This is a genomic window from Pseudomonas sp. dw_612, from assembly GCF_018449725.1.
In the GTDB taxonomy this organism is placed as follows: Bacteria; Pseudomonadota; Gammaproteobacteria; order Pseudomonadales; family Pseudomonadaceae; genus Aquipseudomonas.
The window spans coordinates 465,182-488,107 of record NZ_JAAVVC010000003.1; the positions used below are offsets into that span (position 1 = coordinate 465,182).

Genomic DNA, 22,926 nt, shown 5'->3' on the forward strand with positions numbered 1-22,926 from the left:
GGCGCCGCCATGAAAAGAATTATCCACAACCTCGCGCCTTGGGCGTTGCCAGTCCTGTTGCTGGCGGTGTGGCAGTTATCGGTGTCGGCGGGTTGGTTGTCGACGCGGATTCTGCCGGCGCCCATCGCGGTGATCGAAGCCGGCGTAAGCCTGGTGCGCAGCGGCGAAATCTGGACTCACCTGGCCATCAGCGGCTGGCGTGCGGCGCTCGGTTTCTCCATCGGTGGCGGCATTGGTCTGGTATTGGGTTTCATCACCGGCCTGTCGAAGTGGGGCGAACGCCTGCTCGACAGTTCGGTGCAGATGATCCGCAACGTGCCGCACCTGGCGCTGATTCCGCTGGTGATCCTGTGGTTCGGCATCGATGAGTCGGCGAAGATTTTTCTGGTGGCACTGGGCACGTTGTTCCCGATCTACCTGAACACCTATCACGGCATCCGCAATGTCGATCCGGCGTTGGTGGAGATGGCGCGCAGTTATGGCTTGTCCGGTTTCAGCCTGTTCCGTCAGGTGATCCTGCCGGGGGCGTTGCCTTCGATTCTGGTCGGTGTGCGTTTCGCCCTGGGCTTTATGTGGCTGACCCTGATCGTGGCCGAAACCATTTCCGCCAGTTCCGGCATCGGCTACCTGGCGATGAACGCCCGGGAGTTCTTGCAGACCGACGTGGTGGTGCTGGCGATTCTGTTGTACGCGGTGCTCGGCAAACTGGCGGACCTCGCGGCCCGTGGACTTGAACGTGTGTGGCTGCGCTGGCATCCCGCGTATCAGGTTGCTAAAGGAGGCGCCGCATGACCGCTCAACAACCTCCACGCCTGCTGCGCGGAATTCCGCTTGCGGTGCGCAAGCTGCAAAAGACCTTTGGTTCGCGGCAAGTGCTGCGCGAGATCGACCTGCACATTCCGGCCGGCCAGTTTGTTGCCGTGGTCGGTCGCAGCGGCTGTGGCAAAAGTACCTTGCTGCGCTTGCTCGCCGGGCTGGACAAACCCACGGGCGGCGAATTGCTTGCCGGTTCCGCGCCGCTGAGCGATGCCCGTGAAGACACGCGATTGATGTTCCAGGAAGCGCGTCTGCTGCCGTGGAAAAAGGTCATCGACAACGTCGGCCTCGGGCTCAAGGGCAACTGGCGGCCGCAAGCTCTGGAAGCGCTGGAGTCGGTAGGCCTGGCGGATCGCGCCAATGAGTGGCCAGCGGCGCTGTCCGGTGGGCAGAAGCAACGTGTGGCCCTGGCCCGCGCGTTGATCCACCAACCGCGTTTGCTGCTGCTGGACGAACCCCTGGGCGCGCTGGATGCCCTGACCCGAATTGAAATGCAGCAACTGATCGAGCGGCTCTGGCAAAAGCACGGCTTCACCGTGTTGCTGGTGACCCACGACGTCAGCGAAGCGGTGGCGATTGCCGATCGGGTGATCCTGATCGAAGAGGGCGAAGTCGGCCTCGACCTGCAAGTGGAACTGCCGCGCCCTCGGGTTCGCGGCTCCCATCGGCTGGCGGCGCTGGAAACCGAAGTCCTCAACCGCGTGCTGTCACTGCCCGGCGAACCGCCGGAACCGGAACCCGTTTCACCACTGCCTACGCAACTGCGTTGGGCGCAATAGAAGCAGCGGCAAGTTGCAAGCTTCAAGCGGCAAGAGGAAGCAGAACGCTTTTACTTGCGGCTTGTAGCTTGCCACTTGCAACTCATTTCGACTCGAGGAGAAATCGCATGACTATCAAAGCCATCAACGTTCGTAACCAGTTCAAAGGCTCGATCAAGGAAATCGTGCTGGGTGACGTGCTGTCGGAAATCGACGTACAAACCGCATCCGGCATCGTCACGTCGGTGATCACCACCCGTTCGGTGAAAGAGCTGGAACTGGTGGTCGGCAGCGAAGTGATCGCCTTCGTGAAATCCACCGAGGTGTCGATCGCCAAGTTGTAAGGGCGTGCATTGCGAACAACCCCGGAGGGTGTGAGCCCTTCGGGGTTTTTTGTGGGTGTGAGTTAGTGAGTCAGTGAGTCCGGCGGTGCGGCATTCGCGAGCAAGCCCGCTCCCACAGGGGATTTGTGCCGAACCCCAATTCTGTGTTCGCTGAAGATCAACTGTGGGAGCGGGCTTGCTCGCGAAGAGGCCAGTAAAGCCAGCAGAGAAATCAGGCTGACAGGCTGCGCTTGGGCAGGTAGGGCGGCAGGTACAGTCCAAGATACGCATCAAACACCCGCATCCCTTCCTCTGCCATGCGCGGCGTGATCTGCCCGTGCTGCTGCACCGAGCGCGCATAGACGCGGTCACCCAATTCCATCGCCAACGCGAACACATCAACGTCCATCGGCAGCCTCGGCAGTTCGAAGTGGTGGTCGAACAGCGTGTGCATCAGGTCGCCCAGCTCAAGGTCGTGTTGACGGTCGGCCTGGGTGACTTCGGTCAGGCCGTGTTGCGCGAGGATCAACTGGCGGGCGGCGGCGTCTTCGTCATAGATATCGAGCATGCGTTGCTCGACCAGCCGCGACAGGTCGCGCCAGTCGCGCAGCGCATCGTGATCGATCGGTTCTTGCAGGCAGGCGCGGAACGCCGCGTGGACATCGGCCGTCAGCCCTTCGAGCAGCGCCGGGACGCTGGCGAAGAAGTGGTAGACCGAGGACGGCGGAATTTCCGCACGCTCGGCGACGCTGTAGATCGACAGGCTGGCCACGCCCTCGGCGGCCAGCAGCGTACGGGCGGCATCGAGGATCGAATCGATTCGCGCCTGGCTGCGTGCGCGGGGTTTGCGTGGGGTGGCGAGTCGGGTCATCGAAGTCTCCTGCGGGGGCAGCGGGCATTGTACGAGGCGGGCATCTATGTTGTCTGCCCGGACGCCTTCGCGAGCAAGCCCGCTCCCACCGTTGATCTTCAGCGAACATAAATTTTGTGTCCGCAGAGAATCCCCTGTGGGAGCGGGCTTGCTCGCGAACCGCCGAAGGCGGCCATAAAAAAACGCCGCCGGCTTCATCAGCCCACGGCGTTCCTTTTTACCGCAACCGCTTAAACGGTATGCAGATACCAGTTGTACTCAAGGTCGGAGATGGAGTGTTCAAACTCTTCCAGCTCACTTTCCTTACAGGCCACGAAGATATCGATGTATTTCGGATCGATGTACTTGGCCATGACTTCGCTGTCGTCCAGCTCACGCAGTGCGTCGCGCAGGTTGTTCGGCAGGCTTTGCTCGTTCTGCTCGTAGGAGTTGCCTTCCACGGGCGCGCCCGGCTCGATCTTGTTGGTCAGGCCGTGATGCACGCCTGCCAGGACCGAAGCCATCAGCAGGTACGGGTTGGCATCGGCACCGGCAACGCGGTGTTCGATACGCACGGCATCGGAAGAACCGGTCGGGACGCGAATCGCCACGGTACGGTTGTCCAGGCCCCAGCACGGCGAGTTCGGCACGTAGAACTGTGCGCCGAATCGACGGTAGGAGTTGACGTTCGGGCAGAGGAAAGCCATCTGCGCCGGTAGGGTCTCGAGCACACCGCCGATCGCGTGACGCAGTGCGGCGTTCTGCTCGGGATCCTCGCTGGCAAAAATATTCTTGCCGTCTCGGTCGAGAATCGAAATGTGGACGTGAAGACCGTTACCCGCCTGGCCTGGATAAGGCTTGGCCATGAAGGTGGTGTCCATCTCATGGTCGTAGGCGATGTTCTTGATCAGGCGTTTGAGCAGTACGGCGTAGTCGCAGGCCTTGATCGGGTCGGCCACGTGGTGCAGGTTCACTTCGAACTGCGCCGGGGCACTTTCCTTGACGATGGCGTCGGCCGGGATGCCTTGCTCTTTCGCACCTTCCAGAATGTCCTGGAGGCAGTCGACGTATTCATCGAGGTCGTCGATCAGGTAGACCTGTGTCGAATGCGGGCGTTTGCCGGAGATCGGCGAGCGTGGCGGTTGTGGGCGGCCGTTCACGTTCTCCTGGTCGATCAGGTAGAACTCCAGTTCGAACGCGGCGCAGATGGTCAGACCCATGTCATCGAACTTGGTAACAACTTGACGCAACACTTCACGGGGATCCGCGAAGAAAGGTTCACCTTCGATTTCGTGCATGGTCATCAGCAATTGCGCGGTAGGGCGCTTCTGCCAAGGCTCATTGCACAGGGTGTCGGGGATTGGATAGCAGATTCGGTCAGCATCGCCGATGTCCAGGCCCAGGCCGGTGCTTTCCACCGTCGAGCCATTGATATCCAGAGCAAATAGAGAGGCCGGCAGGTTGATGCCTTTCTCGTAAACCTTGTGGAGGCTGGTGCGTTCAATGCGCTTGCCGCGCACCACACCATTCATATCCGCAATCAGAAGGTCAACGTACAGAACCTCAGGATGTTCCTTAAGGAACGCGTTCGCTTCGTTAAGCTGAACGGCACGCGGGGGTACCGACATGATGCAACACCTTTGTTGTTAAAAATATCAATCATTGATCTCTTCGGGTTTCAGTCAACCCGAACGGCATGCCGAAGTCAAGCGAGGCCTTTTTTGCCCTAAAAAAGCGCTCGCGAGGCTTTTTTGAGGCACTTTGGGGCGTTTTTATGCCATTGAGCGCTTTGGCGCCCGCGGGTTTGAGCGGGCCGTGTTGTATTTTTTACGGGGGTGTTGTGTAAAAAAATGAACAAGGCTAAGCTCGATTCAAACCCATAACAGCAATAATACCGGGGTGCTTCATGTCTCGCCTGCCGTTAATCGGCGTCGCCGTCTGCTCTGGGCAGAACGGTCTGCATGCTTATCACATCAGTGGCGATCGTTGCGTTCACGCCAAGGCTCATATTGCCAAAGGCGTGCCGTCGACTCTTCCTTCCCCGGTGGCCTCGCTGGCCCCGTCCGATATTCTGGACGGTCTGCACGACATTCTCTTTGCCGACCTTACTCCCACTATAGAACCGTTTCACTTCAGTGGCCCGACCCATGCGTCGAGCCCTGCTCATGATTCTGCACGCCCGACTACGCTCTCCCTGACCACGCCATGGTCGCGGCGGGTGTTTGTGCGCGGCCCTTGCAGTGGCAATCTGTAACACGCGACGCCGACGCGTCAAACAACGCCTGACTTATAAGAGTCAGGAAACTCAGCCCAGAGGCATTTATGAGTAACAACCTCGACCAGCTCACCGATTGGTTGAAAGACCACAAGATCACAGAAGTCGAATGCATGATCGCCGACTTGACCGGGATCACCCGGGGCAAGATTTCGCCGACCAACAAGTTCATTGCCGAAAAAGGCATGCGCCTGCCCGAGAGCGTTCTGTTGCAGACCGTGACCGGCGACTATGTCGAAGACGACATCTATTACGAACTGCTCGACCCGGCCGACATCGACATGATCTGCCGTCCCGACCAGAACGCGGTGTTTCTGGTGCCCTGGTCCATCGAGCCAACCGCTCAGGTGATCCACGACACCTACGACAAGCAAGGCAACCCCATCGAGCTGTCGCCGCGCAACGTGCTCAAGAAGGTCCTCAAACTCTATACCGACAAGGGTTGGCAGCCGATCGTGGCGCCGGAAATGGAGTTCTACCTGACCAAGCGTTGCGAAGACCCGGACTTCCCGCTGCAACCGCCGATTGGCCGCTCCGGTCGCCCGGAAACCGGTCGCCAGTCGTTCTCGATTGAAGCGGCGAACGAATTCGACCCGTTGTTCGAAGACGTCTACGACTGGTGCGAACTGCAGGAACTGGACCTCGACACGCTGATCCACGAGGACGGCACGGCGCAGATGGAAATCAACTTCCGTCACGGCGATGCCTTGTCCCTGGCCGATCAGATCCTGGTGTTCAAGCGCACCATGCGCGAAGCCGCGCTCAAGCACGATGTGGCGGCGACCTTCATGGCCAAACCCATGACCGGTGAGCCGGGCAGCGCGATGCATATTCACCAGAGCATCATCGACATCGAAACCGGCAAGAACGTCTTCTCTAATGAGGACGGGACCATGAGCCAGTTGTTCCTGCACCACATCGGTGGCTTGCAAAAACTGATTCCGGAATTGCTGCCGCTGTTCGCGCCTAACGTCAACTCGTTCCGCCGCTTCCTGCCGGATACCTCTGCACCGGTGAACGTGGAGTGGGGTGAAGAAAACCGTACCGTGGGCCTGCGGGTGCCGGATGCCGGGCCGCAAAACCGTCGGGTGGAAAACCGCCTGCCGGGCGCCGACGCCAACCCGTATCTGGCGATTGCCGCGAGCCTGCTCTGCGGTTACATCGGCATGGTCGAAGGCTTGAACCCGAGTGCACCGGTAGTCGGTCGTGGCTATGAACGCCGCAACCTGCGCCTGCCACTGACCATCGAAGACGCGCTGGATCGCATGGAAAACAGCGCGACTGTCGAGAAATACCTGGGCAAGAAATTCATCACGGGCTACGTCGCGGTCAAGCGGGCCGAGCATGAAAACTTCAAGCGCGTGATCAGTTCGTGGGAGCGGGAATTCCTGCTCTTCGCCGTCTGATGCGCCGGGGCGCGGACGGAATTTTCCGCGCCTCTCACTGCAAAAACAGGAGAATTCGCATGACCAGCAACAACCCGCAAACCCGTGAATGGCAAGCCTTGAGCAGCGATCACCACTTGGCGCCGTTCAGCGATTTCAAACAGCTTAAAGAGAAAGGCCCGCGCATCATCACCAGCGCCAAGGGCGTTTACCTCTGGGACAGCGAAGGCAACAAGATCCTCGACGGCATGGCCGGCCTGTGGTGCGTAGCGATCGGATACGGTCGTGATGAACTGGCCGACGCCGCCGCCAAACAGATGCGTGAACTGCCTTACTACAACCTGTTCTTCCAGACCGCTCACCCACCGGTGCTGGAACTGGCCAAAGCCATCTCCGACATCGCGCCTGAAGGCATGAACCACGTGTTCTTTACCGGCTCCGGCTCGGAAGGCAACGACACCATGCTGCGTATGGTCCGCCACTATTGGGCGATCAAAGGCCAGCCGAAGAAGAAAGTCATCATCAGCCGCAAGAACGGCTATCACGGTTCCACCGTGGCCGGCGCAAGCCTGGGCGGCATGACGTACATGCACGAACAAGGCGACTTGCCGATCCCGGGCATCGTCCACATCGCCCAGCCGTACTGGTTCGGTGAAGGTGGCGACATGAGCCCGGATGAGTTCGGTATCTGGGCCGCCAATCAACTGGAAGAGAAGATTCTGGAAATCGGCGTGGACAACGTCGGTGCCTTTATTGCCGAGCCGATCCAGGGTGCCGGTGGCGTGATTGTTCCGCCCGACAGCTACTGGCCGCGCATCAAGGAAATCCTCGCCAAGTACGACATCCTGTTCGTGGCCGACGAAGTGATCTGCGGTTTCGGCCGTACCGGCGAGTGGTTCGGTTCCGATCACTACGACCTCAAGCCCGACATGATGACCATCGCCAAAGGCCTGACCTCCGGCTACATCCCGATGGGTGGCCTGATCGTGCGCGACGACGTGGTGGCGGTGCTCAACGAGGGCGGGGATTTCAACCACGGTTTCACCTATTCCGGGCACCCGGTGGCCGCTGCGGTGGCGCTGGAAAACATCCGCATCCTGCGCGAAGAAAAAATTATCGAGCGCGTGCATGCCGAAACGGCACCCTATTTGCAAAAGCGTCTGCGGGAACTGAGCGATCACCCGCTGGTGGGGGAAGTGCGCGGAGTAGGCATGTTGGGGGCCATCGAACTGGTCCAGGACAAAGCCACTCGCAAACGTTACGAAGGCAAGGGCGTCGGCATGATTTGCCGCACCTTCTGCTTCGACAACGGCCTGATCATGCGCGCCGTGGGCGACACCATGATCATTTCCCCGCCATTGGTGATTACACCGGCGGAAATCGATGAGTTGGTGACCAAGGCACGCAAGTGTCTGGACCTGACCCTGAGTGCGTTGCAGGGCTAAGTGCTAGGCTCTGGGCGAGGTGTGCGGTCGACACTTCGCCCAGTGCAAATAAAGGATGGGTCTTTCCTTGAAAGCCTGCCTCGGAACTTGCCAGACTACCGGTTGTTCGGATGCCCAGTAACAGGCCGCTGAGCGCGTGGTTAAAAAGAAAAATTGGAGCATTACCCACATGAAGGCATTAGGTATGAAGATAGCTGGCAAGACCCTCCTCGCCATGTCCCTGATGGGCGTGATGGCGGGTGCAGTACAGGCCGATGACAAGGTGCTGCACGTCTACAACTGGTCCGACTACATTGCACCGGACACCATCGCGAACTTCGAGAAAGAGTCCGGGATCAAGGTGGTGTACGACGTTTTCGACAGCAACGAAACCCTGGAGGCCAAGTTGCTGGCAGGCAAGTCCGGCTACGACGTCGTTGTGCCGTCGAACAACTTCCTTGCCAAGCAAATCAAGGCCGGGGTTTACCAGGAGCTGGACAAGTCCAAGCTGACCAACTACGGCAACCTGAACAAATCGCTGCTTAAAGCGGTTTCCGTCAGCGACCCGGACAACAAGCATGCCTTCCCTTACATGTGGGGCTCGATCGGCATCGGTTACAACCCGGAGAAAGTCAAAGCCGCGTTGGGCGTCGACACTATCGATTCCTGGGACACTCTGTTCAAGCCTGAAAACATCGCCAAGCTCAAGGGCTGCGGTGTGAGCTTCCTCGATTCGCCGACCGAAATGATTCCGGTCGCTCTGCATTACCTGGGTCTGCCGACCGACAGCCAGAAGAAAGACGACATCAAGAAAGCCGAAGAACTGTTCCTCAAGATTCGTCCTTCTGTCACTTACTTCCACTCGTCCAAGTACATCTCCGACTTGGCCAACGGCAACATCTGTGTAGCCGTGGGTTACTCGGGTGACGTGCAGCAAGCCAAGTCCCGCGCTGCTGAAGCCGGTGACAAGGTCAAAGTCAGCTACGCCATTCCGAAAGAAGGCGCTGGCAGCTTCTACGACATGGTCGCGATTCCGAAAGACGCGGAAAACGTCGACGGCGCCTACAAGTTCATGAACTACTTGTTGCAGCCGAAAGTGATGGCCGACATCACCAACGCCGTGCGTTTCCCTAACGGTAACGCCGAAGCAACCCAGTACGTGAGCAAGGACATCACCTCGGACCCGGGCATCTACCCGACGGCCGACGTGCAGGCCAAGTTGTATGCGATTGCCGATTTGCCGGCAGCCACCCAGCGTGACCTGACTCGCAGCTGGACCAAGATCAAATCCGGTAAGTAAGAAGTAAACCCTGTAGCCGCTGCCGCAGGCTGCGTTGAGGTCCGAAGGACCTCCGCGATTTGAACAGCACAACTGCTTCGCAGTTGAACGCAGCCTTCGGCAGCTGCTACAGGTATCTGCATAAAAGTTTTGCTGGAATGGTTTATCGAGGGTAAGTTGCGCGCCGGTTTTGTTGCCAGGCAGCCACGGCTGTCATGTAACGCTGGGCAACTTGGGCCCAACTAATTTTAGAGGACCTCCACGTGCCTATTTTTTCTTTATTGCGCAATGCCCTGCTGGTCGGTGCCGGGCTGACGCTTGCCGTCAGTGTCCAGGCCGCCGGTACGGTGCATGTTTATAACTGGTCGGATTACATCGGCTCGACCACCTTGGCCGACTTCCAGAAAGAAACCGGGATCAAACCGGTGTACGACGTGTTCGACTCCAACGAAACCCTGGAAGGCAAGTTGTTGGCCGGGCGTACCGGCTACGACGTGGTCGTGCCGTCCAACCACTTCCTCGGCAAGCAGATCAAGGCGGGCGCGTTCCAGAAGCTCGACCGCAAGTTGCTGACCAACTATGCCAACCTCGACCCGGTGCTGCTCAAGCGCCTGGAACAGAATGATCCGGGCAACCAGTACGCCGTGCCGTACCTGTGGGGCACCAACGGCATCGGTTACAACGTCGACAAGATCAAGCAAGTGTTGGGCGTCGACAAGATCGATTCCTGGAGCGTGTTGTTCGAGCCGGAGAACATCAAGAAACTGCACAGCTGCGGCGTGGCGTTCCTCGATTCGGCCGATGAAATGATGCCGACGGTCCTCAACTACATGGGCCTGAATGCCAACAGCACTAACGAGGATGATTACAAGAAGGCCACCGCCAAGTTGCTCGCGGTACGGCCGTACGTGACCTACTTCCACTCGTCCAAATACATCACCGACCTGGCCAACGGCGACATCTGCATCGCCATCGGTTTCTCCGGCGACATGTTCCAGGCCAAGGCCCGGGCCGCCGAAGCCGGCAAAGGTGTGAACGTGGCTTACACGATTCCGAAAGAGGGTGGCGCGCTGTGGTTCGACATGCTGGCGATTCCGAAGGACTCGGCCAACGTCAAGGAAGCCCACGCCTTCATCAACTATTTGCTCAAACCTGAAGTGATTGCCCAGGTCAGTGATTCGGTCGGCTATGCCAACCCTAACCCTGGCTCGGACAAATTGATGGAGCAATCCATCCGCACGGACGAATCGGTGTATCCACCGCAGGCCGTGCTCGACAAGACCTACGTGTCGGTCGAGCTGCCGCCCAAGATTCAACGTTTGATGACCCGCAGCTGGACCACGGTCAAGACGGGTAAATAGCTGCAAGGCTCAAACTATCCAAGGTTGGCCCACCTCGGGCGAACTGCACTCTTTTTTTCTGGGAGTTTCGTAAATGGCAGTTGCCTCCGGCGCCTATAAGAAAGCCCTCGAGGGCGACCAATCACCGAAACAGGTGTTGGTCAAAATCGACCGGGTCACGAAGAAGTTCGACGAGACGATTGCCGTGGACGACGTGTCCCTGGAAATCAAAAAGGGCGAAATCTTCGCCCTGCTCGGCGGTTCGGGATCGGGCAAATCCACCTTGCTGCGCATGCTCGCAGGGTTCGAACGGCCCACGGAGGGGCGCATTTACCTCGACGGCGTCGACATCACCGAGATGCCGCCGTACGAGCGACCGATCAACATGATGTTCCAGTCCTACGCATTGTTCCCGCACATGACCGTGGCGCAGAACATTGCCTTCGGCCTCAAGCAGGACAAGATTTCGTCGTCGGAAGTCGATGCCCGCGTGACCGAAATGCTCAAACTGGTGCAGATGAGCCAGTACGCCAAGCGCAAGCCGCACCAGTTGTCCGGTGGCCAGCGTCAGCGTGTGGCCCTGGCCCGTTCGCTGGCCAAGCGACCGAAACTGTTGCTGCTCGACGAACCGATGGGTGCGCTGGATAAAAAACTGCGCTCGCAAATGCAGCTGGAGCTGGTCGAGATCATCGAGCGCGTCGGCGTAACCTGCGTCATGGTGACCCACGATCAGGAAGAGGCCATGACCATGGCCGAGCGCATCGCGATCATGCATTTGGGCTGGATCGCCCAGATCGGCAGCCCGATCGACATCTACGAAACCCCGACCAGTCGCCTGGTCTGCGAATTCATCGGCAACGTCAACATCTTCGAAGGTGAAGTGGTCGACGACGCCGAAGGTCACGCGCTGATCACCTGCAAGGATCTGGACCGCAACATCTACGTCGGCCACGGCATCAGCACCTCGGTGCAGGACAAGTCGGTCACCTACGCGATCCGTCCGGAAAAACTGCTGGTCACCGCCGAAATGCCGACCTGCGAATACAACTGGTCCAGCGGCAAGGTGCATGACATCGCCTACCTCGGCGGCCATTCGGTGTTCTACGTCGAATTGCCGAGCGGCAAACTGGTGCAGTCCTTCGTCGCCAACGCCGAGCGCCGTGGCCAGCGTCCGACCTGGGGTGATCAGGTCTACGTGTACTGGGAAGACGACAGCGGCGTGGTACTTCGCTCATGAACATGCGCAAATTCAAACGCCGCCTCAATCGAATAATTCCCGGTGGCCGCCAACTGGTCATCGGGGTTCCGTTCATTTGGCTGTTCATGTTCTTCATGCTGCCGTTCTTCATCGTCTTGAAGATCAGCTTCGCCGAAGCCGACGTGGCCATCCCGCCGTACACTGAGATCTACAGCTTCATCGACCAGAAGCTCCAGGTGCTGCTGAACCTGGGCAACTACGCGATGCTGGGCGACGACGAGTTGTACATCGCCGCGTACCTCGGCTCGTTGAAGATGGCGCTGATCAGCACCGTGCTTTGCCTGCTGATCGGCTACCCGATGGCCTACGCCATTGCCAGTGCCCGTAAAGAGCTGCAAACGGTGCTGGTGCTGCTGATCATGATGCCGACCTGGACCGCGATCCTGATCCGCGTTTACGCGTGGATGGGCATCCTCAGCAACAACGGTCTGCTCAACGGCTTCCTGATGACCATGGGCTGGATCGACGAACCGCTGCAAATCCTCAACACCAACCTCGCGGTCTATATCGGGGTTGTGTACTCATATCTGCCATTCATGATCCTGCCGCTCTACGCCAACCTGGTGAAGCACGACAACAGCCTGCTGGAAGCCGCGTCCGACCTGGGTTCGAGCACCTTCAACAGCTTCTGGAAGATCACCATTCCACTGTCCAAGAACGGCATCGTCGCCGGTTGCATGCTGGTGTTCATTCCGGTGGTGGGCGAGTTCGTGATTCCGGAACTGCTCGGGGGTCCGGAAACCCTGATGATCGGTAAAGTGCTGTGGCAAGAGTTCTTCAACAACCGTGACTGGCCGGTGGCGTCTGCCCTGGCGGTGGTGATGCTGGCGATCCTGATTGTGCCGATCATCCTGTTCAACCGCAGTCAGGCCAAGGAAATGGAGGGTAAAGAATGAAGAACTTCCGTTTCTCCAGCCTGATGCTGGTGTTGGGTCTGCTGTTCATCTACGCGCCGATGCTGATCCTGGTGATCTACTCGTTCAACGCCTCGAAACTGGTGACGGTGTGGGGCGGCTGGTCGATCAAGTGGTACGTCGGCCTGCTCGACAACACGCAACTGATGGGCTCGGTGGTGCGCTCGCTGGAAATCGCCTGCTACACCGCGATTGCGGCGGTGGCGCTGGGCACCTTGGCCGCGTTCGTCCTGACCCGGATCACCCGCTTCAAGGGCCGCACATTGTTCGGTGGCCTGGTCACCGCGCCGTTGGTGATGCCTGAGGTGATCACCGGTCTGTCGCTGTTGCTGCTGTTCGTGGCCATGGCGCAGATGATCGGTTGGCCGCAGGAGCGTGGCATTGTGACGATCTGGATCGCTCACACCACGTTCTGTGCGGCGTATGTGGCGGTGGTGGTGTCGGCGCGTTTGCGAGAGCTGGACCTGTCCATCGAAGAAGCGGCCATGGACCTTGGCGCGCGGCCGTGGAAGGTGTTCTTCCTGATCACCATTCCGATGATCGCGCCTTCGTTGGCGGCGGGCGGGATGATGTCCTTTGCCCTGTCGCTGGATGACCTGGTGTTGGCGAGCTTCGTGTCGGGGCCGGGCTCCACGACCCTGCCGATGGAAGTGTTCTCGGCGGTACGCCTGGGTGTGAAACCTGAGATCAACGCCGTGGCCAGCCTGATTCTGCTGGCGGTGTCGATCGTGACCTTCCTGGTTTGGTTTTTCAGCCGCCGCGCCGAAGAAAGCCGCAAGCGTGCGATTCAACAAGCCATCGAAGAAGGCGCTGCCGATTCCTGGAAGCAACCGGACGTGCGCCGGGCGCAACAGGCGCCGGAAGCGGCTTGAAGTGTCGGGTTGGCCACAAATGTGTGGCTAACCCAAATCCCCTGTGGGAGCGGGCTTGCTCGCGAATGCGGTGTGTCAGTCGACATCTTTATCGACTGACACGGCCCCTTCGCGAGCAAGCCCGCTCCCACATTGGTTTTAGGCAATCCAAGGCGATTTGCGGATGATCTCGACGAAGTTCATCGGCTTGAATCCCGGCTCGCTGTCCACCAGCACATCGGCGTTCACCGTGCCGAATGTGGTGTCGGGCTTGTGCTTGAAGCCATTGGCGAACGCACACAGGATGCATTCCTTGAACCCTTCGCCACGCGGGTGGGCATGCACCACCGCTTCGCGTTGTTCGGTCGGGAACGCGGCGTAATCGATACCCAGCACATCCATTTCCACCCCCGCCGTGACCAGCGCCACGTTCGGCCGCAGGTGTTGCGGCACGCCCGGCGTGGTGTGCAGGGCAATCGACAACCACACCTGTTCGATATCGTCGTCGCTCAACCCGTAAGGCTTGAGAAACGCCTTGGCGGCATTGGCACTGTCGACTTCAAACCGCTCGTTGTCGCTGCGCTGACCTTCCACCAGACCCAGGTCGTGGAACATCGCGCCGACGTAGAGCAATTCCGGGTTGTAGGCCAATTGCTTGCGCTCACCGCTCAAGGCGCCGAACAGAAATACCCGGCGGGAGTGGTGGTACAGCAGGTCGGATTCGACGTCGCGGATGTATTCGGTGGTGGCCTTGGCCAACGCGCTGTCGGGGATTTTGATACCGGCAATGATGCTGCTCATGGTGCTTTCCTCGTGGGGAACGCCGTGGCGGCGCTGAGGGGTAAAGTCTGTTCCGGCACCCGCCAGCGGACAATCGATCCATGGCTGCGATCCCGGCCAATGAGCATGCATATCGCGCCAACCTCGCTTGTTGCGCGTGGATTGGCTAGGGTTGGCAGTGATTTCCCGAAAAGATCGCAGCCCTGTAGCAGCTGTCGAGCGGAGCGAGGCAGCGTTCGGCGACGAAGTCGTCGTGAGATCAGGCTATGCGGTATTTCAGGTAGACCGCATGCTCAGGTTTTACGACGGCTTCGCCGCCGAACGCTGCCTCGCTCCGCTCGACAGCTGCTACAGGGGATCAGTTGCCACAGAGGCGTTTCGAACCATGCAAAAAACCGTCGCCATTGTGGTGTTTTCCGGCGTGCAGTCCCTGGACGTCACCGGTCCCATGGATGTGTTCGCCGAGGCCAATCGTTTTCTCGCGCCGCAGGATCACTATCGGCTGGAAGTGATCGGTGTCGAGCGCGGGGTGATGCCGTGTTCCAACGGTTTGTCATTGAATGCGCATCGGCATTTCAGCGAAGCGCTGGAGGCGTTTGACTTGCTGCTGGTGGCCGGCGGGCCGCAGTTGCCGTTCATGAATTTCGGCGCGACGTTCGACGCCTGGCTGCGGGATGCTTGCGCGCGGGCGCAGCGCTTTGGGTCGATCTGTAATGGCGCGTTCATGCTGGCCCGGGCGGGGTTGCTGGAAGGGCGGACCGTGACCACCCATTGGGGCGATGCGGTGGCATTGGCCGCGTTATGTCCGTCGACTCAGGTCGAGGCCGATCGTTTGTACGTGCAGGACGGCGAGCTCTACACCTCGGCCGGGGTTACGGCGGGGATCGATTTGTCGCTGTATTTGCTGGGGCGCGATCACGGCCCGGAAGTCGCGCTCAGCGTCGCCAAACGTTTGGTGGTGTTTACCCAGCGTTCGGGCGGGCAATCGCAGTTCAGCCCGTTCCTCACGCCCCACGCCGAACCGACCTCGGCGGTGGCGCTGGTGCAGCTCTACGTGCTCGCCAACCTCACCGGCGACTTGACCCTCGCCGACCTGGCCAACGCCGCCAACATGAGCGCGCGCAACTTTTCCCGGGTGTTCGCCAAGGAAGCCAAAGTCACCCCGGCGGAATTCGTCGAGCGGGCGCGGGTGGATGCGGCGCGGGTGCTGCTGGAAAGCACCCGTTCACCGTTGAAGACCGTGGCGTATCAGTGCGGGTTTCGCGATGCCCAGCACATGCGCAGCGTGTTCAACCGCCGGCTGGGCGTGACGCCGCAGCAGTTCAGGCTGAACTTCACTGCGATGGTGTGAGCAACCGTGGACCTTGTGGAAGGACTGCAAATCCATTGTGGGAGCGGGCTTGCTCGCGAAGAGGCCGTGTCAGTCGATAGAGATATCGACTGACTGACCGCATTCGCGAGCAAGCCCGCTCCCACAGGGACTGTGTTTCAACCTTTCAAAGAGTCATACGCCTCCAGCGTACGCAGCGAGTAGATGTACGCCGCGCCAGCATTCAGCGAAATCGCGGTGGCCAAGGTCGCGGCCACTTCTTCACGACTCGCCCCAGCCTTGATCGCCGCGTCGGTGTGCGCTGCGATACAACCATCGCAACGGGTGGTAATCGCCACCGCGATGGAAATCAGTTCGCGGGTCTTGGCATCCAGCACCTCATTTTCCGCAGCGGCTTCGCCGAGGGCCATGTAGGCCTTGACCATTTTCGGGTTGCTCTTGCCCAGTGCGCCAAAGGCTTTCTGGATGGTGGGCAGCAGTTCGGACCAGTTATTGAACATTGCATTAACTCCTGAGCGGGTTGGGTGTACTGTTTCGACACGCTCAGTTTTGCCCTTTGGCGCGGTTCGGGTTTGTTCGATCCGCTCAGTCATTTCCTCGATGCGCTCAAATGAATCCGATCGATAAACTCATTACCCTGGCCAACGTTCGCGGCAGCCTGGACTTGCGCTGCCAGTTCCAGGGCGACTGGGCGCTGGCCCACGAGCAACAGGCGTTGGGGATCGCGCCTTATCACATTGTGTTGGCCGGCGAGTGCCGTGTGGAACTCCCCGACGGCCAGCGCCTGCCCATGCGTGCCGGCGATATCCTGCTGCTGCCCGGCGGCACGCCCCACGTGATCCACAGTCCTGGAAAAACCGTCGCGCCCTCAGCGCAGAAGATCATCCGCGGGGGCGCTTTGCCGGTGCATCGCATCGGCGGTGCGAGCCCTGATTTGGATATGCTCTGCGGCAATTTTCATTACAACCGCGCCTCGCTGCTGTTTGCTTCGCTGCCGCACTACCTGGTGATCCCCAGCGGTGCGCTGCCGGCCAACGGGCCGTTGCCGGCGTTGGTCGCGGTGTTGCGCGGTGAGGCGGAGGGCAATCAGGCCGGGGCGAAGTTCTTGCTCGACGCGTTGTCCCAGGCGTTGTTCACCCTGATGCTGCGGGCACATCTGGCCACACTGGGCCCGGCAAGTGGCACCCTGGCGCTGCTCGGCGACAAACGCCTGGGCCGTGCCTGGCAAGCGATGCTGGCCGATCCGGCCCATGAGTGGACCATCGAAAGCCTGGCCGAAACGGCAAGCATGTCCCGAGCGACCTTCATGCGCGCGTTTGTGAAAGTGGCCGGGGTATCGCCGTGGGTGTTGCTGACACAGGTGCGGATGGAGTTGGCGTTCAGTCTGCTGAGCCAGTCACATTTGGGCTTGAGCGATATTGCGTTGCAGGTGGGGTATCAATCACAAGCGGCGTTCAGCAAGAAATTCAAGGAGATTTATGGGGAGGCGCCGGGGCGGGTGCGGCGGGGCATATGAATTTTTGAAGATCAAAAGATCGCAGCCTGCGGTGGAATGCGATCCCCTGTAGGAGCTGCCGAAGGCTGCGATCTTTTGACTTTAGGGCGCAGCCCGCGCCGGCAACAACTTCAACGTACTCCGCGTATTGGCCGTCACTTCTTCATCACTGAAATGCGCCTGCAAATAAACCCCTTCCACATACGCCTCAGCCTGGTCGTCATAGTGACTGTCGAACGGCACGCCACTCTGGCCGACCGGGTTGATGGTCAGGCTGTGGGCCGGGTCGGCGAAGTCGATCAGCCGTCGGGTCGACGGACCATAAGTCACCGGCCACGGCGCCGGGCCGATCCGGGCCGAGAGGTTGTTCGGTACTTCGTGGGTGCCGGGCGCATCGAATGGGCCCACGTTGAAAATCCGGTCCAACGGCTTCTGCACCCCCAGCGGATGACCGTGAGTCAGCGTATGCACCTTGCCCCACTGCCATTGCGCGAAATCAGTACCGAGGACGGTCTTGAGGTGCGCGATGCTCGCCTGCCACGCCACCTTCACCGTGTCGGCACGGGTTTCCTTGGCCGGGGTGTTGCGGTTGTCCCACCACGGCGAATCGGCGCTGGCGGCCAGGCGCGGCAGCGCGGCGTCGATCACCCGGGTCGAGAGCAAGGTGTCAAAAAAGTCATTGCCCAACTCATCGCGCATCGTCGCGTCGGTCAGGTTGAACAGGAACTGGTTGAACACCGTGGCGCTGATGGAGCTGAGCGGGTAGTCGCCTTGCCACTGGGCCAGTTGTTCCACCAGTTTGCGTTCGGCCGGATCGCTCACTACTTCACGCAATACCGGTAGCAATGGCGCCAGCAAACGCGGGCCGTAGGCGGTGGTGGTGCCCAGTTGCAGCTTCTGGTTGGCCTCGTTGCTCCACTTCACGTTCTTGTCGCTGAGCTGGCGATTGAGCTGCTGACCGCGATCAGCGAGGTTGTAGTAACCGGGAATCTCCATGCCGGTCGGCGAAACCGGCTGGAAGTTGGCCGAGACGATATAGCCCCGCGACGGGTTCTCTTCCTGGGGGTTGGCGCTGAACGGGTAGAAGCCTTCCTTGTCCGCCTGATTGCTGCTGCCGTCGAGAATGAAGCCAGGTTTCACTCCGGCCGGACGCTTGGGCAGCAGGGCCGAGGCCCACCAGCCAATATCGCCCTTGGCATTGGCATAAACGATGTTCAACCCCGGCGCCTGCACCTTGGCCGCCGCTGCGCGGGCCTTGGCCAGGGTGTCGGCGCGGTTGAGCTGATAGAAGCCTTCGAGAATCGGATTCGGTGTTTCGAGAAACGCCCACCACATGGCGACTGGGGTCTTGCCGGCAGCGGTGCCGAGCGCGTCGTTGATGATCGGGCCGTGGGGCGACTGGCGCAGGATCAGCGTGACCGGCGGCTGGCCCTTCACGGCGATCTGCTGCTCGGTGTTGAGCATGTCCACCCATTTGCCGCGATACCAGACCTGGTTCGGATTGTCCGGGTTGACCTTCTCGGCGATCAGGTCCAGGTCGTCGTTCTGGAACATGGTCAGGCTCCAGCCGAAATCCAGGTTGTGGCCAAGAAAGGCAAACGGCACCAGCGCCTGATGGTGACCGTACAACTCGAAACCCGGGGCCGACAGTTGCGCCTCGTACCACACCGACGGCACCGAGAAGCGAATGTGCGGATCACCAGCCAGCAACGGCTTGCCGCTTTTGCTGCGGTTGCCCGAGATGGCCCAGGCGTTGCTGCCTTCGAACTGTGGCAAGCCATTGTCGGCCAGGGCTTGTTCGCTGAGGCGGGCGAGGGCGTTCAGGTCTTGCCAGTCGCCGGCGGTCAGGGCCGGGCCGGGCTTTGGGTGTCCCTTGGCGAGTACGCCTTTGGGCTGCCAGTCGAGGTCGAAGATGTTCAGGTAGTCGGGGCCGAGCTGATCGCGCACATAGGTCAGCAACGGTTCGGTGCGAAACGCCGCGGCAAAACTGTAGGCCATGTAGCCGGCGACGCTGATGCTGTCTTCAGCGGTGAAGGTGCGCTTGTGGATGCCCAGCACGTCGAACTCGATGGGCGCGGCGTGGGTGTCCTGATATTGGTTGATCCCGTCCAGGTAGGCTTGCAGGGCCTTCCACGCCGGTGACTGGCGATCAAGGGCGGCCACATAACTTTCGGCGCGCTCGCGGATGCGCAGACTGCGGAACAGTTTGTCGGTGTCCACCAGTTTCGGCCCGAGGATTTCCGCCAGTTCGCCACGGGCGAGGCGACGCATGGCTTCCATCTGGAACAAACGGTCCTGGGCGTGCACGTAGCCGAGGGCGCGGTAGAGATCGGTTTCGTTTTCGGCACGGATATGCGGCACGCCGCGCTCGTCGTAGCGCACGGTCACCGAACCTTGCAGGTGTTGCAGCTCCACCTGGCCCTGGCGCGTCGGCTGCTTGCTGTAGACATACCCGCCAACCCCGATGGCGAGCACGACGATCAGCAGGGCAAGTACGGTCAGGACGCGTTTCATGGTGACTCCTTGTTCTTCTTCGATTGCCGCCCGTGTGGGCTGCAAACATGTAGCACAGACCTCCTGTGCCGGGCACTGCCGTCCTCGAATAGTCCGGAATGCCTTACTTCACTTCCATCGGCCACGGGCAGTAGCAACCCACCGCCAGCGTATGGGTGGCGCTGACTGCGCGGCCTTCGTTCAGGGCTTGCAGGATCGGCTCGATAAAGCTGTTGCTCGAATTGCAGGTCAGGCCTTCGCTGTACGGCCCGAAATACGCAAGCTTGCCGGCGCGGTCCCAGATCGCTACCGCCGGGCTGGCGGGAATCTGCTCGGAGCCGGGCAGCACGGTGATGGTTTTCAGGCTGCTCAAAGTGCTGGGCAACTGGCCGTGGCTGCCGGGTTTTTGTACCGCATAAAACTCGACGCCTTGCGGTACATAGTGCTCGACCAGTTCGGTGAGGTGCTGTTGATTGCCGACGTTGCACGGGCAGGCCGGGTCCCAGAAATGCACGAGGCGGATGGCGCCGGGGCCGGCGAGGTCGTCGGGCAGGCGCAGCGGATCGCCGGAAAACACCGCCGTGTGTTCGCTGAACGCCCGCAGGTAGCGACCCTGAAACCAGTCGTAAGCCGCCCACAATACGCCGGCGCACACGAGGGCGAGCAGGCTGGCAAGCAGTGTGGTGCGGTAGGCCGAACGCATGGGTTTCAATCCTCGAAGGTCGCCCAGCTTGCCATGCTTGCCGCGACAGATGAATATCGCAGGCCTATAAAGTCCGTTTCACGTTCTGGAATAACCATGCCTGCCACTTTCGACCCCGATCATTTGCGCGCCAGCCTGCGGCCATTGGCTCAGTGGCAGCCGTTGTCGACGGAGGGCCTGGCCTATCAGCAGTTCTATGGACTGGATTTCCCCGGACGCACGTTGCGCCATGGTCTGGGGCGTTTTCAGGTGGATGGTTATGAGGTGGTCAGCCAGGTCTGGTGGCCGGAGCGGGCGAAGGCGACGCTGTTTCTGTTTCACGGTTTCTACGATCACACCGGGTTGTATCGGCATGTGATCGAGTGGGCGCTGGATCAGGGCTTCGTCGTGATCGCCTGCGATTTGCCGGGGCATGGGCTGTCCAGCGGCGAACGCGCGAGCATCAAGGATTTCGCCGAGTACCAAGACACCTTGCAAGGCTTGTTCACCGAGGCGCGGTCCCTGGATTTACCGCAGCCCTGGCACCTGAGCGGGCAGAGCACCGGCGGCGCGATTGTGATCGATCATGTGCTCAGCCAAGGGGCGGACAGTCCGGCCCAGGGGCAGGTGATCCTGTTGTCACCGCTGATTCGACCACGGGCCTGGGGTTGGTCGCAGTTGAGTTATTACCTGCTCAAACCCTTCGTCAAAGGCATCGCCCGGCGCTTCAGCGAGAACTCCAACGACCCGGCGTTCCTGCCGTTCCTGCAGGCCGATCCGCTGCAACCGTTGCGTTTGCCTACGGCGTGGGTGGGGGCGTTGGGGCGCTGGATCAAACGCATTGAGGCGGCGAAGAACAGTCCGCGACGGCCGCTGATCGTGCAGGGGCAGGCGGACATGACGGTGGATTGGGAGCACAACCTTGAGGTGTTGAAGGCCAAGTTTGATCGGCCGCAGGTGTTGATGTTGCCGCAGGCGCGTCATCATTTGGCGAATGAGACGGTGGCGTTGCGGGAGGAGTATTTCGGGTTTTTGAGCAAGCGGATCAAAGGCCGGAATCTTTAGCGCCTGTAAGGGCCTCTTCGCGGGCAAGCCCGCTCCCACATTGGATCTCGGGCGTTCACAAAACCCTGTGGGAGCGGGCTTGCTCGCGAAGGCGATCTATCAGGCGCCAAAAATCACTGGCTCGGGTTCGATGTATTTTGCCCCACCGCCAACCCCGCCCGAATCGCCGCCAGCGCTGCCTGGTAATACGCCTTGCCCTCATCCGACTCGGCAAACGTGGCGAATTCTTCCAGTTCGTTATCCGACAAGTCGCGATACACATACAGCAGCGTGTTGTTGAGGTCGGCGCCAATCTGGTCCATCAAGCGCTGGCGCTGACCGTTTAACATTCCGGGGGCCTGACCGCCACCGAGCAATCCGGGGATCATCGAGCTCAAGCTGTCCGCCGCGACACCGGCAATCGCCAGGGTCACTTCAGCGCCGGCCTCGCGAGCCGGCAACGCCTGGGCCAGGTGACCGATGATCAGCAGGCGGGTGTCGCTGGCTTCAATCTTGGGCAAGCCCTTGGCGTTTTTCGCCAGTTGATCGCGCCGGGTCGCCAGCAATTCGGCGGCGACGATTTTCTTGCCCAGTGGTGTTTGAAAGAACGCGAGGGCCGGTTTCGGGTCGGCGAGGGTCTTGCGCAGTTGCGCTTCGGCGCGCTGGTCCATGGCCTGGGGGGCGAAGCGCTGATTGCTGTTGTTGACCAGAGCTTGAAACACAGCGGGCGGCAGGCTGTTCTGGTAGCGCTGCTGAGCGGCAGAGAGGGCGTCGTTGAAATGCGCGCGTTGATCTGGCCAACCGGCGACCTTGTACAACTGGTCGTGGCCGTCTGCCCAAGCGGGCAAAACACAGAACATCAACAGTGAAAAAAGCAAACGGCGCATAGGGACTCCTGTCGGCAGGCGACTATTCTCCGTGCGGTACAAGAACTTGTCGAGAATTCGTATCAGCCCGCTGCGCGGCTCTGTCGGATTTGCAGGCACAGGAATACTATGCGCGCCATGCAAATACCCTCTGATCACCCGCTGCTGTTACGTATCGTCGACGACTTGGCCGAACGGGGCTGGTCGCAGCAGAATATTTTCCTGCCTCTGGATCTGACCCGGCAGTTGGCGGCTGAGTGCCGTAAACGTGCAACCGAGGGTGAATTGGCCCCGGCGGCGGTGGGGCGCGGGCCGACATCGGAGATTCGTGAAGGGATCCGGGGCGATCACATTCAGTGGCTCGAACCCGGTGAAACAGAGTCCTGCGACCGCTACCTGAGCTTGATGGACAGACTGCGCGAGGCCATGAATCGCGGGTTGTTCCTCGGCCTGGAGGATTTCGAAAGCCACTTCGCCCTGTACCCGCCCGGTGCGTTCTACCTCAAGCACGTGGACCGTTTTCGCGACGATGACCGGCGCATGGTCTCGGCGGTCATCTACCTCAACGACGCCTGGCTGCCCGAACACGGCGGCGACCTGCGCATGTACCTCAAGGACGGCGTCGAACACAACGTGGTACCCACCGGAGGCTGCCTGGTGGTGTTCCTGTCGGGCGAAGTGCCCCACGAAGTCCTGCCCGCCACCCGGGATCGCCTGTCGTTGACCGGTTGGTTCCGCCGTCGCGGTAACGAGCCGTTCTGAT

At 60.3% G+C, this 22,926-nt stretch carries 22 protein-coding genes; 15 read left to right on the forward strand and 7 right to left on the reverse strand.

Annotated elements, in window-relative coordinates; translation table 11 throughout:
* Positions 1–9 precede the first annotated feature (9 nt).
* The 3 genes from ssuC (at position 10) to HB680_RS07805 (ending at position 1,918) form a co-directional block, all read left to right on the forward strand.
* Entirely contained in the window at positions 10–792 is a 783-nt protein-coding gene (ssuC, locus tag HB680_RS07795; RefSeq protein ID WP_054044580.1) for an aliphatic sulfonate ABC transporter permease SsuC, read from the forward strand.
* Complete coding sequence (ssuB, locus tag HB680_RS07800) at positions 789–1,595, forward strand: aliphatic sulfonates ABC transporter ATP-binding protein (protein WP_213937929.1); 807 nt, start codon at positions 789–791, stop codon at positions 1,593–1,595. Before ssuC ends, ssuB begins: the two co-directional genes overlap by 4 nt.
* Positions 1,596–1,702: 107 nt before the next feature.
* Positions 1,703–1,918, forward strand: coding sequence for a TOBE domain-containing protein (locus HB680_RS07805; RefSeq protein WP_003229256.1), 216 nt, complete (start codon positions 1,703–1,705; stop codon positions 1,916–1,918).
* 211 nt (positions 1,919–2,129) lie between these two features.
* On the opposite strand, the gene HB680_RS07810 is transcribed toward HB680_RS07805, so the two are convergent.
* Both HB680_RS07810 and HB680_RS07815 read right to left on the reverse strand, forming a co-directional pair.
* On the reverse strand, positions 2,130–2,768 hold the full coding sequence (locus tag HB680_RS07810) for a TetR/AcrR family transcriptional regulator (protein WP_213937930.1): 639 nt from the start codon (positions 2,766–2,768) through the stop codon (positions 2,130–2,132).
* A 230-nt stretch (positions 2,769–2,998) separates the two neighbouring features.
* Complete coding sequence (locus HB680_RS07815; protein ID WP_123404014.1) at positions 2,999–4,375, reverse strand: glutamine synthetase family protein; 1,377 nt, start codon at positions 4,373–4,375, stop codon at positions 2,999–3,001.
* A gap of 278 nt (positions 4,376–4,653) precedes the next feature.
* Between HB680_RS07815 and HB680_RS07820 the strand changes: the two genes are divergently transcribed.
* From HB680_RS07820 to HB680_RS07855, 8 genes are all read left to right on the forward strand, one after another.
* The gene (locus HB680_RS07820) at positions 4,654–5,001 is read left to right on the forward strand and encodes a gamma-glutamyl-gamma-aminobutyrate hydrolase family protein (RefSeq protein WP_256735472.1); all 348 of its coding nucleotides are present in this window, start codon (positions 4,654–4,656) and stop codon (positions 4,999–5,001) included.
* Positions 5,002–5,069: 68 nt separating this feature from the next.
* The gene (locus HB680_RS07825; protein WP_213937931.1) at positions 5,070–6,428 is read left to right on the forward strand and encodes a glutamine synthetase family protein; all 1,359 of its coding nucleotides are present in this window, start codon (positions 5,070–5,072) and stop codon (positions 6,426–6,428) included.
* Between the two features lie 59 nt (positions 6,429–6,487).
* Entirely contained in the window at positions 6,488–7,852 is a 1,365-nt protein-coding gene (locus tag HB680_RS07830; RefSeq protein WP_213937932.1) for an aspartate aminotransferase family protein, read from the forward strand.
* A 184-nt stretch (positions 7,853–8,036) separates the two neighbouring features.
* Positions 8,037–9,131: a polyamine ABC transporter substrate-binding protein gene (locus tag HB680_RS07835; RefSeq protein WP_213937933.1), complete on the forward strand. Its 1,095-nt coding sequence runs from the start codon at positions 8,037–8,039 to the stop codon at positions 9,129–9,131.
* 242 nt (positions 9,132–9,373) lie between these two features.
* Positions 9,374–10,471: an extracellular solute-binding protein gene (locus tag HB680_RS07840; RefSeq protein WP_213937934.1), complete on the forward strand. Its 1,098-nt coding sequence runs from the start codon at positions 9,374–9,376 to the stop codon at positions 10,469–10,471.
* 73 nt (positions 10,472–10,544) lie between these two features.
* Positions 10,545–11,687, forward strand: a complete 1,143-nt coding sequence (potA, locus tag HB680_RS07845; protein ID WP_213937935.1) for a polyamine ABC transporter ATP-binding protein — start codon at positions 10,545–10,547, stop codon at positions 11,685–11,687.
* A gap of 35 nt (positions 11,688–11,722) precedes the next feature.
* The gene (locus tag HB680_RS07850; RefSeq protein WP_177331485.1) at positions 11,723–12,604 is read left to right on the forward strand and encodes an ABC transporter permease subunit; all 882 of its coding nucleotides are present in this window, start codon (positions 11,723–11,725) and stop codon (positions 12,602–12,604) included.
* Complete coding sequence (locus HB680_RS07855; protein WP_054044560.1) at positions 12,601–13,494, forward strand: ABC transporter permease subunit; 894 nt, start codon at positions 12,601–12,603, stop codon at positions 13,492–13,494. The genes HB680_RS07850 and HB680_RS07855 overlap by 4 nt, the downstream gene beginning before the upstream one ends.
* Before the next feature lie 138 nt (positions 13,495–13,632).
* Here the strand turns inward: HB680_RS07855 and HB680_RS07860 are convergent, their stop codons facing one another.
* Positions 13,633–14,274: an HD domain-containing protein gene (locus HB680_RS07860; protein WP_213937936.1), complete on the reverse strand. Its 642-nt coding sequence runs from the start codon at positions 14,272–14,274 to the stop codon at positions 13,633–13,635.
* 364 nt (positions 14,275–14,638) lie between these two features.
* Here HB680_RS07860 and HB680_RS07865 point away from each other — a divergent pair, with 364 nt between their 5' ends.
* A complete protein-coding gene (locus HB680_RS07865; RefSeq protein ID WP_213937937.1) occupies positions 14,639–15,604 on the forward strand; it encodes a DJ-1/PfpI family protein in 966 nt (321 codons plus the stop codon).
* Between the two features lie 137 nt (positions 15,605–15,741).
* Here HB680_RS07865 and HB680_RS07870 read toward each other — a convergent pair whose 3' ends face one another.
* Positions 15,742–16,083, reverse strand: a complete 342-nt coding sequence (locus HB680_RS07870; protein ID WP_054044554.1) for a carboxymuconolactone decarboxylase family protein — start codon at positions 16,081–16,083, stop codon at positions 15,742–15,744.
* Between the two features lie 110 nt (positions 16,084–16,193).
* Between HB680_RS07870 and HB680_RS07875 the strand changes: the two genes are divergently transcribed.
* Positions 16,194–17,099, forward strand: a complete 906-nt coding sequence (locus tag HB680_RS07875; protein WP_213937938.1) for an AraC family transcriptional regulator — start codon at positions 16,194–16,196, stop codon at positions 17,097–17,099.
* A gap of 81 nt (positions 17,100–17,180) precedes the next feature.
* On the opposite strand, the gene HB680_RS07880 is transcribed toward HB680_RS07875, so the two are convergent.
* Positions 17,181–19,592 carry a penicillin acylase family protein gene (locus tag HB680_RS07880; protein WP_213937939.1) on the reverse strand — a complete coding sequence of 804 codons (2,412 nt, stop codon included), beginning with the start codon at positions 19,590–19,592 and terminating at the stop codon, positions 17,181–17,183.
* 103 nt (positions 19,593–19,695) lie between these two features.
* Positions 19,696–20,274: a DUF6436 domain-containing protein gene (locus tag HB680_RS07885; RefSeq protein WP_213937940.1), complete on the reverse strand. Its 579-nt coding sequence runs from the start codon at positions 20,272–20,274 to the stop codon at positions 19,696–19,698.
* A gap of 96 nt (positions 20,275–20,370) precedes the next feature.
* Between HB680_RS07885 and HB680_RS07890 the strand changes: the two genes are divergently transcribed.
* Positions 20,371–21,318, forward strand: a complete 948-nt coding sequence (locus tag HB680_RS07890; protein ID WP_213937941.1) for an alpha/beta hydrolase — start codon at positions 20,371–20,373, stop codon at positions 21,316–21,318.
* 113 nt (positions 21,319–21,431) lie between these two features.
* On the opposite strand, the gene HB680_RS07895 is transcribed toward HB680_RS07890, so the two are convergent.
* A complete protein-coding gene (locus tag HB680_RS07895) occupies positions 21,432–22,184 on the reverse strand; it encodes a DUF2059 domain-containing protein (protein WP_213937942.1) in 753 nt (250 codons plus the stop codon).
* Positions 22,185–22,292: 108 nt separating this feature from the next.
* On the opposite strand from HB680_RS07895, the gene HB680_RS07900 reads away from it, so the two are divergent.
* Positions 22,293–22,925 (forward strand): 2OG-Fe(II) oxygenase, encoded by a 633-nt coding sequence (locus tag HB680_RS07900; protein WP_213937943.1) that lies wholly within the window; start codon positions 22,293–22,295, stop codon positions 22,923–22,925.
* Position 22,926: the final 1 nt, after the last annotated feature.